Origin of the sequence: Psychrobacter sp. MF31, from assembly GCF_012847335.1 — a bacterium.
Lineage (GTDB): Bacteria > Pseudomonadota > Gammaproteobacteria > Pseudomonadales > Moraxellaceae > Psychrobacter.
The window spans coordinates 124,717-138,131 of the sequence record NZ_JABBDX010000006.1 but is presented as its reverse complement, the minus strand read 5'-3'; the positions used below and the strand labels follow the sequence as shown (position 1 = coordinate 138,131).

The 13,415-nt window shown below is 44.7% G+C and carries 13 protein-coding genes and 2 tRNA genes; 2 read left to right on the top strand and 13 right to left on the bottom strand.

Features of this window, described 5'->3' with window-relative positions:
* Positions 1 to 8 precede the first annotated feature (8 nt).
* The 5 genes from HF322_RS09390 to HF322_RS09370 form a co-directional block, all read right to left on the bottom strand.
* The gene (locus tag HF322_RS09390) at positions 9 to 752 is read right to left on the bottom strand and encodes a 16S rRNA (uracil(1498)-N(3))-methyltransferase (protein WP_169393188.1); all 744 of its coding nucleotides are present in this window, start codon (positions 750 to 752) and stop codon (positions 9 to 11) included.
* A 41-nt stretch (positions 753 to 793) separates the two neighbouring features.
* Entirely contained in the window at positions 794 to 1,210 is a 417-nt protein-coding gene (locus tag HF322_RS09385; RefSeq protein WP_169393187.1) for a hypothetical protein, read from the bottom strand.
* Between the two features lie 43 nt (positions 1,211 to 1,253).
* Positions 1,254 to 2,705 (bottom strand): 3-deoxy-D-manno-octulosonic acid transferase, encoded by a 1,452-nt coding sequence (locus HF322_RS09380; RefSeq protein WP_188211248.1) that lies wholly within the window; start codon positions 2,703 to 2,705, stop codon positions 1,254 to 1,256.
* A gap of 51 nt (positions 2,706 to 2,756) precedes the next feature.
* Positions 2,757 to 4,265, bottom strand: a complete 1,509-nt coding sequence (locus HF322_RS09375) for a tetratricopeptide repeat protein (protein ID WP_169393186.1) — start codon at positions 4,263 to 4,265, stop codon at positions 2,757 to 2,759.
* Positions 4,266 to 4,337: 72 nt separating this feature from the next.
* Positions 4,338 to 5,960 carry a phospholipase D-like domain-containing protein gene (locus HF322_RS09370; protein WP_375138535.1) on the bottom strand — a complete coding sequence of 541 codons (1,623 nt, stop codon included), beginning with the start codon at positions 5,958 to 5,960 and terminating at the stop codon, positions 4,338 to 4,340.
* A gap of 360 nt (positions 5,961 to 6,320) precedes the next feature.
* Here HF322_RS09370 and HF322_RS09365 point away from each other — a divergent pair.
* Together HF322_RS09365 and HF322_RS09360 are read left to right on the top strand one after the other, a co-directional pair.
* A tRNA-Val gene (locus HF322_RS09365) sits at positions 6,321 to 6,396 on the top strand.
* A gap of 48 nt (positions 6,397 to 6,444) precedes the next feature.
* Positions 6,445 to 6,521, top strand: a tRNA-Asp gene (locus HF322_RS09360).
* Between the two features lie 270 nt (positions 6,522 to 6,791).
* On the opposite strand, the gene HF322_RS09355 is transcribed toward HF322_RS09360, so the two are convergent.
* The 8 genes from HF322_RS09355 to HF322_RS09320 all read right to left on the bottom strand — a co-directional run bounded on the left by HF322_RS09355 (position 6,792) and on the right by HF322_RS09320 (position 13,244).
* Complete coding sequence (locus HF322_RS09355) at positions 6,792 to 7,493, bottom strand: VIT family protein (RefSeq protein WP_169393185.1); 702 nt, start codon at positions 7,491 to 7,493, stop codon at positions 6,792 to 6,794.
* 77 nt (positions 7,494 to 7,570) lie between these two features.
* Entirely contained in the window at positions 7,571 to 8,254 is a 684-nt protein-coding gene (locus HF322_RS09350) for a ferric reductase-like protein (RefSeq protein WP_169393184.1), read from the bottom strand.
* 58 nt (positions 8,255 to 8,312) lie between these two features.
* Positions 8,313 to 9,401: an FAD:protein FMN transferase gene (locus tag HF322_RS09345; RefSeq protein WP_169393183.1), complete on the bottom strand. Its 1,089-nt coding sequence runs from the start codon at positions 9,399 to 9,401 to the stop codon at positions 8,313 to 8,315.
* A 59-nt stretch (positions 9,402 to 9,460) separates the two neighbouring features.
* On the bottom strand, positions 9,461 to 9,751 hold the full coding sequence (locus HF322_RS09340; protein WP_169393182.1) for a hypothetical protein: 291 nt from the start codon (positions 9,749 to 9,751) through the stop codon (positions 9,461 to 9,463).
* A gap of 14 nt (positions 9,752 to 9,765) precedes the next feature.
* Positions 9,766 to 10,347: a PepSY domain-containing protein gene (locus HF322_RS09335; protein ID WP_223193251.1), complete on the bottom strand. Its 582-nt coding sequence runs from the start codon at positions 10,345 to 10,347 to the stop codon at positions 9,766 to 9,768.
* A gap of 79 nt (positions 10,348 to 10,426) precedes the next feature.
* A complete protein-coding gene (locus HF322_RS09330) occupies positions 10,427 to 11,881 on the bottom strand; it encodes an ATP-binding protein (protein ID WP_169393181.1) in 1,455 nt (484 codons plus the stop codon).
* Between the two features lie 48 nt (positions 11,882 to 11,929).
* Positions 11,930 to 12,604: a response regulator gene (locus HF322_RS09325; protein WP_169393180.1), complete on the bottom strand. Its 675-nt coding sequence runs from the start codon at positions 12,602 to 12,604 to the stop codon at positions 11,930 to 11,932.
* A gap of 19 nt (positions 12,605 to 12,623) precedes the next feature.
* Positions 12,624 to 13,244, bottom strand: a complete 621-nt coding sequence (locus HF322_RS09320) for a cytochrome b/b6 domain-containing protein (protein ID WP_169393179.1) — start codon at positions 13,242 to 13,244, stop codon at positions 12,624 to 12,626.
* Positions 13,245 to 13,415 lie beyond the last annotated feature (171 nt).

The following is a 13,415-nucleotide window of genomic DNA, read 5'->3' as shown; positions in this document are numbered from 1 at the left end:
TTAGGAGCTTATGAGTCCGAATACAGCAGCCATTGCCCTAAAATCGCATTGACCGCCGCCTCCGTCCGCAAAATCCGCGATCCTAAGCTGACCGGTTGACAACTATGAGCCGCTAACAGTTCAATTTCAAAATCAATCCAGCCGCCTTCTGCGCCAATAAAAACCACATTGGGCAACTCGCGTTGGAAAGCATCGCCTTGATTTTGTAAATAATCTTTTAAGCTAACGTTTGCATAAGGATGAGCAACAATGGCTTTGCGCGCTGCTAAAGCTGCAAACTCATCCTCAATAAAGGGCTTAAATCTCGGCTTTAATGTAATACTAGGCGCGATGGTATCGACCCCTTGCTGAAGCCCTTCTAACACAAACTCATCTAAACGCCTGAGCATTGGACTTTGCCAATAGCTTTTTTGGCTTCGGTAGCTGTTGACCAAAATAATATCGCGAACGCCCATCGCGGTCATATCCATAATTAATCGGCGCAATACTTTGGGTCGCGGCAATGCCAAAACGACGGTCAAATCAAGCTTGGCAGGCGGCGCCTCAGTGAGCTGAACGTCCTTGAGCAGGATCGCATTTTCAGTAATCGTTTGAATGACTGCCCGACCCAACTTGCCGCCAATCTCACCAATTTTAATGCAAGCGCCGACATCAGCTTTTAACACTTGGTTGATATGCGCAATTTGCAAGCGGTCGGTAATGGTCGCAATTGAGTTTTGAATTTGCGCGCTTGGTAATAAAATACAATTCATGAGGTCGGCTCAATAATATCTATGACTTCTCATTATTACAGCTAACATCCCTCTCTATTTCTTGTTTTAGTAACTATTACTTTATTATCTGGTGCGCTGCAAGTATGAATCACTGGATTATCATTTGTGCAAAATTTAACCATTGAAACTATATCAGTATCTACAATAGATATAACTTTATAATTTCCGCTAGATGAAATCGCTTCCGCAGTCTCTGACTGCTGCTTTACACAGGTTGCAAAATCCATATCGCCGCTTTTGGTCTCAATTACATTATCATCATTTAATACATCAGGTGTATTCTCCACAATTTCAGGAGTATCTTTTACTTCTGAATTAATTTCGCTTTCCGAGTTATAGTTTTGCGTATTCGGTGCAACATCTGCAACAGGCTCATTAGATGATGAACATGAGCATAATAATACTGCTAGGCTCAACATTAATAATATTTTTTTCATACATAATCCTTTAAACAATACAAAGATAAAATAATAAATAAGTTTATAAAAGTTCAAGCACTTGTTTGATAAAATCAAGCTGATCGGTCAACGCCGATTGCTGAGATTTTGCTAAATCCTCCCCCGCCTTACCTGCCATTTCGGCAAGCTTTGGCTGACTTAACCAAAATAAAAGCTGACCAAACAATAGTTTTTGCTCGTTATCATTAAAATTGGCACTGTCAAAACCCTCACTTTCTTGCAAATTTTTTGGGTGAATGGGTTGATAGTTTAGATTATCCGGCTGAAATAACGCGCCAACTTCCGCCAATTTATCCACCACGTCTTGGCAAGAATAGGTAAATTGCCCCATCAAAATCGGTGTGCCAACGCTTGCCGGCTCGACCGGATTGTGACCGCCGACATCAACCAGCGAACCGCCAACGAGCGCAACATCAGCAGCCTGATACCAATGCATCAGCTCGCCCATGGAATCAGCAAGGTAAACTTGCGTGTGCAAATTTACCGCCTCAGCTTGACTGCGGCGCGCCATCGAAAAGCCGCTACCCTCAATCATTTTTGCCACTTCATTAAAGCGCTCAGGATGCCTTGGTACAAGAATAAGCAACGCATCAATGCCCGATTTTTTGAGCTGATGTTGAAAATTAAGCGCAATTTGCTCCTCACCTTCATGAGTGCTTGCGGCAACCCAAATTGGCTTATCTTTTGGAAAACTTGGAAATTGGAAGTCACTTTGAGGCTTCTTTTGAGACTCATTTTTAGCATGGCTTTGCGTCATAACCCACTTGAGTGATCCTGCCATTGCCACCTTTTGACGAGCTGCGCCAAGCTTGCAAAAGCGCTCAGCGGAAGCAGCGTCTTGGGCGACAATCAGGGTTAAATTTTGCATCATACTTTGACTAACCGCTGCGATTTTTTGATAACGCGTAAACGATGATGCTGACAGACGACCATTAACCAAAATACTGGGGATTTGCTGCTTGGCTAAAATGGTCAAAATATTTGCCCAAAGCTCCGTTTCCACAAACAGCGCAGCAATCGGCTGAACGTGCGCCAAAAACTTCTCTATCACCTTTGGGCTATCGACAGGAACAAAGCTATGACTGAGCTTTCCACTGGCAATATCTTTGGCAAATCGGCTTGCCCCGCGCGCAAATCCGGTTTGCGTGGTATTGGTCAGCCAAATTTGATAGCCCTCGGCAAGCAGCGCATCAAGCAGCGGCGCAACCGTGTTCGTCTCCCCAAGCGATACGGCATGACACCAAATCACGCCTTTTGTGCCTGATTTTGGCGTCGGCGGGTAAGCCTGACCAAAGCGCGCCGCCACCTCATCGCGGTAGTTGGCATTTTGATGCGAGCGCCGCCAAACTTGCAAGCGATACAGCGGCTTTAATGTGCTAATTGCCGCTTGATAATACCAAGGCGGTCGCATTGGGATTGCTTTACGGGCTTGGTTATCAAGCGCGGCAGGTTTTAATTCAAAATCGGTGCTCATATCGCCATTAACTTCATGTAAAAAAAACTATAAAAATGTAAAATTAAAAAACTATAAAAAGATGACCAACAAAATCGCTGCCACCACCAACACTGCAAAAAACAACTGATAGCGCTTAATGCTATGATTTTCTTGTTTTTGACTGTTGATTAACAGCTCTGATTGTTGCCATTGTCGGGTCAGATCTATCGCTTCAGGATGACCATTTTCCGCCGCTTTCTCAAGCCAAAATTTACCCAATGCCAAATCTTGAGCTACAAACAACCCTTGATAGTATAAGCGACTGAGCAGCCGCTGAGCTCGGCTATCGCTATCAGCAGCATTGGTTATCAATGCCAACGCTTGAGCAGTCCGTTTTTCTTTATCCGCAATTAAGCCCTCGCCTAACAGCTCATACATGGCAAGCCGTAGCATGGCGGCGGTATTGCCCATATCGGCTGAGCGCTCAAGCAAGGTGAGCGCCTGATGGCGAGCGGTTAAATTTGCCTCAGAAAACCGAACCTCGGCGCGCGGCTTGTTTTGCTTGGTGATATGATGCTCAAATTGGTCAAGAATCTTCACCGCTTTTTGATAATCATCCACCTCTGAACGTTGCGGCACATCAATGGTGTCAAGCTCTGTCAATAACTGAGTAAAGATTTCCGGCGTTGGCGCAACTTTTTTAACCACAGGATTTTTTATCGGAGGATTGACTATATTTTCCGTTGGCAAAACAGGGCTGCTTTGCGCGGGGGCTTCGTTGACAGCACTTTCATTGGCTTGTGATGACGTCGTTTTATCCTGAATAATGTTAGGATGAATGACGTTGGGATGAATGACGTTGGGATGAATGACATTGGAATAAATCTCACTATTGTTTTGAGATGGCAGCGCCGCCACGGATTGAGCTTCTGTTTGCGGTTGACTGTCTTTATTTAATAAGCCATTCAATGATGACGGCATTGTTAAAGTATTTTTTGGTAAGCTTGGATTAATTTTAGTTTGAAAGTTTTGAGGATTGATTTCAGTTTGCCCAAATTGCGTTAACAAGTCGCTGACGGCTTGATAAAGTCCGCTAGCAATCGGCTGATTTTGAACACTGCGAAACGCTCTATCCACCGTACCAAATAAGCGCAGCCCAATCGGCTCAAGCGCAAAAAACAAGTGGTTATTCATACCAAGCGCCATTTGCTGATAAAAATCATCACTGGCTAAGGTTAAATTTGGCGCATGGCTTTTGATGTCAAAGGCATTATACCAATGCAAAGGCGCTCCCAACGCTTGGGTAACAACGCGCCCCGAATAAAACGCCAAAAACAGCAATAAGCTTCGATAGCGCTCATCGCTTAAAATCCGTGACTCATTTAGCGCCGCCGTTTTTAGCAAATCGCGGCGGATGTTGCTAATGAGCGTATCCACGCGCTGAAGGCTTGCCAGCGACTCATCGAGTTGGCAGCTTTGCAGCTCAGCTTCATAAGCCATGCCACCTGCCACCGGTCTTTTGGCGACAAAATCTTGCCAATAGCCCTCTGCCACATAATCAAGCGCGGTTTTTGCTTGGGATTGGGGCAAAGCAGGCATGGCGTTTCCTTTTTTAAGTGATTTTTGCTTTTAAGTTATTTTTGCAACGTTATGGTTCATTAATCCTTAATATTATAGCAAAGGACTCATTAAGCGGATGACATTATCAAATAAGACGTTACCGCGATGGCGCTGACTCCATTCTTTAAGCCCTAAAAATCGGCAATTTTGCAAATAAACCTCTTGGCAATCGGCAACTTGCTTGACCATTTGCTTGGTATAAATGGCAAGACTGACCTCCATGTTGAGATAAAAACTGCGCATGTCAATATTGACCGTCCCGAATAAGCAATAATCATCATCAATCACCACCGTTTTGGCGTGCAATAGCCCCGCTTTAAACAGCGCAATCGTTACCCCCGCCTCAAGCAGCTCTTGATAATACGCTTGCGAGGCATGTTGAACCAAAAACGAATCAACCTTTTCAGGAATAATCAAGGTCACCTCAAGACCACGTTTGGCAGCGGACACGAGCGCCCCGCAAAGCGCCTCATCGGGGACAAAGTACGGCGTGGTAATTTGAATACGCTTATTAGCCCGATGAATAATTGTAACCAGTGTATTATAAATCACATGCGAGGTCAGATGCGGCGCTGACGGGATCAATTGCGCGGTCACATTATTAACCACAGGCATCGGCGGCACAAAAACCGCTCCCGTTGGCGCAGCGGTCAGCATTTTAGCATCGCTTAGCACCCGAACGCGGCGATTGATGTCGTTAATGGTAGGATGCCTCATATAAAGCTTTCGGGTATAGCTGCTCAGCCGTTTTTGCAGCGCGTTTAAATTGTCATTGCTCTCCGCGCTAATGTCCGTCACCACCACCTTTGCCATTGCCGTGGCAATACTGATCGGCTCGCGGCTTACGCTTCGGATCATCACATCTATCCACTGCCCCACCTCTTTATCTTGCTTAAAAAATTTTGGATCAACCAAATTAAAACTGCCGGTATAACCGATAAATTCATCAATGACCACAATTTTACGATGATTGCGCAAATCCGTTCGCTTAAACAGCGTCTTAAACAACCCTACCGGAAGCGACTGATGAACCACCACACCAGCTGCGGTCAACTCATGATAGCAAGCCGCATTAAAAAAATTAAAACTACCCACGCTATCAACCAACAAATGGCATTCCACCCCGCGCTTTGCCGCTTTCATTAACGCCTCAAGAACATCAATCACGCGACCTTTAGGATAAACGATATAAAACTCCATTAAAATGGTGCGCTCAGCATGGTGAATATCGTCAATCAACTGATCAAAAATAATTGTAGGCGCGGTCAAAAGCTGCATTTGATGACCAGTGAAAATCCCAAATCCCGTCCCACGCATCCCAATATGACTGACGCCTTTATAATGCGGCGCGACCAAATTTTGACCTTGGTCAAACACCAAGCGCTCACGCTCCGCCATATTGTCGATTAACAGCTGCGCCTCCAGCATCCGCTTGCGATAGCGATTGCCAATCATCGGCTCACCCACCAAAATATAAGCTATCAGCCCAATCACCGGCAGCACATATAAAATTGCCACCCAAGCGATCGCCACGCCCGTATTGCGCTGAACTGAGACAATGCGCAGCGTCATCAAAATCATCATCGACATGTGCAGCACCCAGCCATAACCGGCAAAATCGCTCCACGACCACGATGTCAATGACTCATCCATCGACCAAAATCCCAACCTCACCTCCAAAAACAGCTTTTTTATTCTTATTTATCCTGCCATGCAGCCAAAAACCACGCTAAAACCGCCAAATACTTATAGTATAATGACTTTAAATGCCCAAAGCGTAGCTTACTGTAACGCCGCTTTTAATAAAAAATGTGATAAAAATCAATGTCATCTTATTTTTATGCAAAAAAAGGTAAAATAATATTTGACACGCCTTAGCAAATGTATATAATACACACCCACAGCGACGGGCTTTATTGGTTCTCGCTGAGTAGTTGAAGTTTGAATGAACGGTTAACTACTTTCAGAAAAATTTATTTAAAAATTTTTCTCTTGCGCGCCTAAAGTTGACATGCAATTTTTTAACGGTGCTCAGGGTGATTAGCTCAGTTGGTAGAGCGTCTGCCTTACACGCAGAATGTCGGCGGTTCGAGCCCGTCATCACCCACCACTTATTAGCAAGTGGGTTCTTATTAGAACAAAATGCTAAGCGACCTAAGCAGCGGTAGTTCAGTTGGTTAGAATACCGGCCTGTCACGCCGGGGGTCGCGGGTTCGAGTCCCGTCCGCTGCGCCATATTTAAAACTTAGTTTACTTTTAATTAAGTGCAAAAGTTTCAACCTCAAGTAATCATTTGCTTGAGGTTTTTTTGTACTTTTAATTTAAGCAAGTCCCTGACTTATATACCTTTATTTTCTTTGTTCAAGCTGTCAGTTTAAACCATTTAAATCTTCTTTCAATATCAAAACTAACTTTGATTGCGGTGAGTTTACTTCTTTAAAATCGGTGACTACGGGCTTAGTAACTAAACGGTGACCACTTGGTGACCAAAGTTTTATCAAAATCCTACAATGCAGCTACCCCAAACGCTTTTCCAATCAACGATGTGGCAGCCATCGCCAGCACGCCCCAAGTCACTACCCGAGCCGTCGCAGGAAGGATAGGAGCGCCGCCAAGCTGCGCCGATATTATTCCAAGTAGCGCCAATCCTACGATTGTTAACGCTGATAGCGACCAAACCAGTGTTGCTGATGGCAAAAGTAAAATACCAACAATCGGTAATATAGCGCCCGCCATGAATGACAATCCTGAAGCCATAGACGCTTGAATCGGCTTAGCTTGGCTTAAATCTGTCAACCCAATCTCATCTCGAGCATGAGCTTCAAGGGCATCATGCTCGGTCAACGCCACAGCAACTTGATGCGCCAAGGCGTGATTTAGCCCCCTTGCTTCATAAATCTTGGTAAGCTCAATAAGCTCGCGCTCTGAGTTATGCGTCAGTTCATGCCGCTCTTTGTCCAAATCTGCCTTTTCAGTATCTGCTTGCGACGATACGGAAATATACTCGCCAGCTGCCATCGATAACGCGCCTGCGGTTAATGCTGCAAGCCCCGTTAACAGCAAGGTTTGACTGCTTGTACTTGCCGCAGCCACACCGACTAATAAACTTGCGGTTGAAATCAGCCCATCATTAGCGCCAAGCACAGCGGCTCTTAACCACTGATTGCGGTTACTTAAATGAGCTTCGTCATGAATAGAATGGGGCATAAATACTCTCAAACAATGGGTCGCTAAATTTAATACATCAGTTTAGCCTATAATATCACCCCATTTCATAAAAACGGTCACTTTGCTTCTTTTAGCGCCACTAAACGATAAGTCATCAATAAAAAAACCAGCGTCTGACTACCAGCATAAAACACCAATAAAGGCAGCGCTTGGGTGTCCGATCCCACCACAAACACATGGATGCTAATAAGCATATAAGCCAAAAAGGTCAAAAAATGTAGCCAGCGCCATGCAGATTGACCAATATACTTCTTAATATAAAAACTAACCGCGCAGATCAATAATAACCAAAATCCTAACTGACCCAAAGCCACACCTACGCGATTGTTTTGGAAACCAAAAGGTATGAGTATCTGCCATAAGTTCAAATTTAAAAAGTGATCTGCCAATAATATACCGCCATGAAACGCCGCAAAGCCCACGGCTATCAAGCTTAAATATTGATGTAAAGCAAATACTCGCGCAGCATTAAAGCGCTTACTTAATCGCGTGCTTAACAATAAGCCAAAAATGACTGCCAACCAAAATAAGCTATAAGCGATAACGCCACTTGCTCGTGATAAATACCAAAAATGCTTATCGGTGGCGGTCAGTAGCTGAGATACCGCCTCCCCCCAAGTTAACAGCGCAAAGCCGCCAATGCCGCTTGCAATGATTAATATTAAGCCGATCCAGAGCGCCTGATTGAGAATACTGGTGTTGCAAGTCATTTGACGGTTGGTAAATTGGTTCGTTTGCATGACTAAACTCCTTTGCATCGCTTAATTTTTGGATAGTAAGCACTTGTCACATGGTAAATTAACCAGAAATCAGATTTGGGCGCATCGCAGATGTCGTTATCACTTTGTGGTCGATGTCGATCAAGATTGCAGCAATATCAAACTTATTAAGCCAAGCTATTGCCTGCTTGACACCAAGGAGCACACAATATTTAGCATAAACTTCTGCGGTCATGGTATCGCTTGCCAGTACCGTTGCCGTTAGTACATCACTGGTGACTGGGCGCAGGTCATGAGGATGGATTAAATGATGTTGCCAGCCTTCGTGCCACCATCGGCGATAGTCTTGTCCCGATGTAGCAACAGCGCCAGAGCTGATTTTTAGGATCGCCACATCTTCATCATTGCCGCGCTCACTATGAACACAGTACGACTTAGCAACCGCCACGCCCCACGTAACAAGGTCTGTATTTTTTGGAATGCCAATCGCCATGTCCCCGCCCAAATCCACCAAGCAAGGGCATTGCCAATCATGACTTTGACTAATACGCTCAGCAAGCTTCATGGCGCACCACCCTTTAACATAGCCATTTAGATCTAAAGCCATTCCCTCAGGAAGGTATACTTGATACTGACCATCTGCCAACTGACGCCGCTGGATACGTTCTATAGATTGATGGTCTAGATTAAAATCATGAGCTACAGCTCCATTTTGCAAGTCAGATGGGTCATCTAAATCAAAGCTTACGCGTGATTGATTCATCAGCTCAAGCTCAGGCGATTTGGGTAAAGTTTCAAATGAATGCTTATAACCTGCCGCCCATAAAGGCTGCAATAACGTCGGTGTCACTAAGCCTTGGGTCTTGGGCACAAAGTCAATGGCACGCTGCAAGACTTCAAATAACTCTGAGCTGACCTCAACCCATTGGTCATTACGGCTATTAAGTTTCATAAGCTCGCTTTGGTCATCAAAACGACTAAAAATCTGCGCCCAATACGCTAAGCGATGCTCAATATCGAGTGTCAAAACATTAATTTGCTGATCTATTGACAAAGATTGAGCGCTCAATCTTTTGGTATTTAAGCTGATTTGAATGTGGCAGCCCATCGCAAACAGCTTAATCGTTGCCAGTTGCGCTTTGGTTTGATCAATCGTATTTGTAGTCATTGAGCACCCCTTTTTTTTATAGAATATCTAAATTAACATCATCGATAATTTTTCTTAATTTACCGAGAAGAGCGCGTACGAGCGACAACTTGTATTTCCTGAGCTGGCGCGGCGTTGACTTGTCGCAACTGATTGATATCAACATCAACGATGGTCGCCTTGGTGACTGCGTTTTTGGTCGAATCAGAAACTGCCGTGCTTATAGCAGCCGTTTGGTTTTCTTGATTGAGCAGTACCAGCCACCCTGCCATCGTCCCGATAATTGAGATCATCATAATGCTGATTTTAATCGCGGCAAAAGGATCTGCTTTTTTACGCGCTTTTGCGGACTGTGATTGGGGATGAGTCATCGTATTTTTCCTCATTATGCGGCTGATAGCTCGTAGCGATCATTATTTTTATGGAGTTTTTCATTATGTGATTTGTGCTTATGTTTTTTATGATGCGCCTCATCGTGATGCCTATCGTCATCTTCGTAGTCGTCATCGTCATCCTTGTCAAAGTTATCCACACGATAGTCATAGCCGAGCGCCGGATTTAATACCGTGCCGACTCTGGCGTCGATATAAGTTGTGCCACTGTCCAACAGCACCTCATAAGCCACCGTACCGTCATAATTGACAAGTTCAGGTTGAGCTTGCAATACGGAATAAGGAGCGTCTTGCTGAGCGATCGTGGTTGCTTGCTTGGCGCTGATTACGGCAAGCGGTGAAGTCTTGGCGGGCGGCGTAAGAGGGTTTGTAACGTTGCTATTTGTAGTTTCGCCAAAGGATGATAAATCAGAGGATAAAGCGGCAATGTCAGTATTTTGAATTAAGGCATTTGCAGCTGACAGCTTGCTATCAGCGTTAGGCGACTGAACAGATAAGGCAATGACGCCGCCAAAAAACACCAATGAAGTTGCGCCAACGGTTAATAATAAGGGTTTTAATAAAGGTAAGCTCATAAAGTGTACTCCGTCTATATGATTGGGAATACCACTAGCATACAAGATGAATATTAACTCAAGCTTAAGTCAGCGCCGTTTAATTTTTAGCAGGCGCTTTTTTATCACTGATCGTTACGATAAAACCCGATTCTGGAGCAACACGATTAGCAAACTGTAAAGTCAGACCGTGCAGCTCTGCGATTTGATTGGCGATGGATAGTCCAAGACCGCTACCTAACTGGCTTTGACCGGCCGGACGATAAAAGCGCTCGCTTAAGCGTGACAGCTGTTCAGGCTTGACGCCGTTGCCATTATCCATCACTTTAATGGCATTTGTGCCAAGCTGAAGTTCAATTAAAGCGCCTTCTGGGCAATAGCGAATGGCGTTGTCTAACAGGTTGCGGATAAGCAGTTTAAATAATACAGGATTGATAAGGATGGGCAGGACATCGGCAGGATGGGCACAATTTACCGTGCGTTTAAGCTGAATGCGTTTTTCACGCGCCAAACGGTTGACATCGCTTAGCACAATATCGGTAAGCTCAAGCCAATCTGCGCGCTGCAGTTGCTCAGGGGGCAGCTGTTGTTGCGGCTCAATTTTTGCCAAAACCAGCAGCTGCTCTACCAAGTGAGTGGCACGTTCAATGCCATGGCTGATCTTTTGGGCATGATAAAACAGTTGGTTATCATCTTCAATATCCGTCAATTGCATTAGCTGCTGCTGCAACAAATCCGCTTGTAATTTTAATGCCGCAAGTGGGCTTCTAAGCTCATGCGACGCGTCAGCTGTAAAGCGCTGCTCACGAGCCAGCGTATCTGCCACTTTGACAAATAAGACATTCAAAGCGGTCACTAACGGCTGAATCTCTTTGGGAACATCTGCTGTGATCGGGCTGTCATCTTGCGGTTGACGCAGCTTAAGCGCCAAGCTTATCTGAGTTAAAGGCTTAAAGCCCCGCCGAACCAACCAAACCACCAACCCCATAAACGCCATAAGCCCAATCAACATAGGCAGCACTTGAACGGTCATGGCATCGGTGATCATCTCTTGGCGCGATTTAAGGTTCTGACCCACCGCAATTACCCGACCGTTATTATTATGGTCATCGTGAACATAAAACAATCGCCAGCGCTTACTAAAAGGATTTAGGCGCTGATAGTCCGAATCATATTCTTCTAAAAACCCATGCTGGTCTGGCAAAAAAGCAAATGACTGACCATTTTCATCCGCCATTAATAGCCGACCTTTGTTATCCCAAATAGCAAAGCCCATATAATCGTCTTCTGCCTCACCAAGATCGCCTGACAGCTGCTTGCTTTTTAAAGCATATATTTTAGGCTTGTGATTTTTTTTATTGTCATTTTGCTCATGATCGTCATTTTCTTTGGGGGCAACGCCGATCAAATAGCGGGCAACTTGCGTGATTTGGGTGTCATTTATCTCATTGATTTCGTGCCAAAATCTCCAAGCAATAAAGCTTGAGGTGAGAAGCCACAGTAAAGGCAGACCCATCAGTAGCGAAGTTAATAACCGTTGCTGAATACTTTTCATAGGCTCACACTAGCAAACAAAAGACGCTAAAATTAGGCAGCTGATTGCCTAATACTGATTATAGGCTGGATTGAGGTAGTAGCCAATGCCACGTTTGGTTAAGATAAAATCATTGCCAAGCTTTTTGCGCAAATGATGAATGTGAACTTCAATGGCGTTGCTTTCGATATCTTGTTGCCAGCCATAGAGCTTATCTTCCAAGCTTGCTCGGCTGTGAATTTGCTTTGGATGGGTCAGCATTTGCTCTAATATTGCCACCTCTTTAATGGTTAACTCCACCATATTGCCTTGATAAAAAACCTGCTGGTTATCAGGCTGATAGCTTACATCGCCATAACGCACTTCAGATTGGCTGCGACCTTGGCAGCGCCTCATCAAGGCTTGCAAGCGAGCAACCACCTCATCTAAGGCAAACGGCTTCACCAAATAGTCATCTGCGCCCGCATTAAGCCCTGCCACACGATTGGCAATCGCATCGCGGGCAGTGATAATCAATACTGGGGTATCGATGTGTTTTGAGCGCCAGTTTTTTAGCACCGTCATGCCATCGCCTTTTGGTAAGGTTAAATCCAGCAGCACCGCATCAAACATGTTGTCTTGAAGCGCCAGTTCACCTTGCTTGGCATCACCAAACCAATCCACCATCATGCCATGACTTTTTAAGCCCAGCACTATGCCCTCTGCAATAGTGCTGTCATCTTCTATCAACAAGATACGTGCCATATTTACTCCATTTTTTGCTCTAATTCATGATGGAGGGTTTGTCAATCACCGTTTTTTTGCCGGTGATCATTGATTTAATCAGGTTTTGCCGTTGCCAATAACTCATAACAATCGCGGCGATGATATGAACAGGAACCAGTAGATATAAGCTGTTTGCCAATATTTCATGACTCTCTTCAAGCAAATCCTTATCAAAAAGCAGATTTGCTTCCATCAAATAACCGGTGACGCCAAGCCCTATGATCACCGCCCATAATGATAACATCATCAAGGCAGCCAATGGGTTATGACCAAGATGCCGATCCTCCTCGCGCCGATTTTTTAGCACTAAAAGGTGCTGCTTGAGCCGTGATGGTGTGGGAAAAAAGCTGGTAAAGCGAGCATAGCGCGTGCCAACCAATCCCCAAAGTAAGCGTACGACCACAAGCCCTAAAACGGTATAGCCAACAAATTCATGCAGCTCACTGCCATCTTCAGTGAAAAATAAATTGGCAATAATACCTGCAGCAACCGTCCAGTGGGTAATTCGTACCAATAAGTCCCAAACTTTTACCTGTCTAGTTTTAGGGGCGCTTGGTTCAGGCGCTGAAGCGTTATCCCAAGTCACATTGTCTTTTTTAGTATTGTCATTTTGGTTCATGGTTTTGCTCCCTTAATCATTGGTTTATTGGCGATATCAGCGGCTAAAAGCTAGTGGATGAGCGGTCGCATCCTCTGCCTTATGCCTATTACAACAAACAAATCTTAAGGTAAGCTTATGACGTTAAAACATTTAAAACTTAGGGCTAAAGCCATTTATCAAGCCGTCAGT

Excerpts from the sequence above, each read along its gene's own strand:
- HF322_RS09390 (WP_169393188.1), bottom strand. The coding sequence starts at position 752 with ATGAATTGTATTTTATTACCAAGCGCGCAAATTCAAAACTCAATTGCG.
- HF322_RS09385 (WP_169393187.1), bottom strand. The coding sequence starts at position 1,210 with ATGAAAAAAATATTATTAATGTTGAGCCTAGCAGTATTATTATGCTCA.
- HF322_RS09380 (WP_188211248.1), bottom strand. The coding sequence starts at position 2,705 with ATGAGCACCGATTTTGAATTAAAACCTGCCGCGCTTGATAACCAAGCC.
- HF322_RS09375 (WP_169393186.1), bottom strand. The coding sequence starts at position 4,265 with ATGCCTGCTTTGCCCCAATCCCAAGCAAAAACCGCGCTTGATTATGTG.
- HF322_RS09355 (WP_169393185.1), bottom strand. The coding sequence starts at position 7,493 with ATGCCCCATTCTATTCATGACGAAGCTCATTTAAGTAACCGCAATCAG.
- HF322_RS09350 (WP_169393184.1), bottom strand. The coding sequence starts at position 8,254 with ATGCAAACGAACCAATTTACCAACCGTCAAATGACTTGCAACACCAGT.
- HF322_RS09345 (WP_169393183.1), bottom strand. The coding sequence starts at position 9,401 with ATGACTACAAATACGATTGATCAAACCAAAGCGCAACTGGCAACGATT.
- HF322_RS09340 (WP_169393182.1), bottom strand. The coding sequence starts at position 9,751 with ATGACTCATCCCCAATCACAGTCCGCAAAAGCGCGTAAAAAAGCAGAT.
- HF322_RS09335 (WP_223193251.1), bottom strand. The coding sequence starts at position 10,347 with ATGAGCTTACCTTTATTAAAACCCTTATTATTAACCGTTGGCGCAACT.
- HF322_RS09330 (WP_169393181.1), bottom strand. The coding sequence starts at position 11,881 with ATGAAAAGTATTCAGCAACGGTTATTAACTTCGCTACTGATGGGTCTG.
- HF322_RS09325 (WP_169393180.1), bottom strand. The coding sequence starts at position 12,604 with ATGGCACGTATCTTGTTGATAGAAGATGACAGCACTATTGCAGAGGGC.
- HF322_RS09320 (WP_169393179.1), bottom strand. The coding sequence starts at position 13,244 with ATGAACCAAAATGACAATACTAAAAAAGACAATGTGACTTGGGATAAC.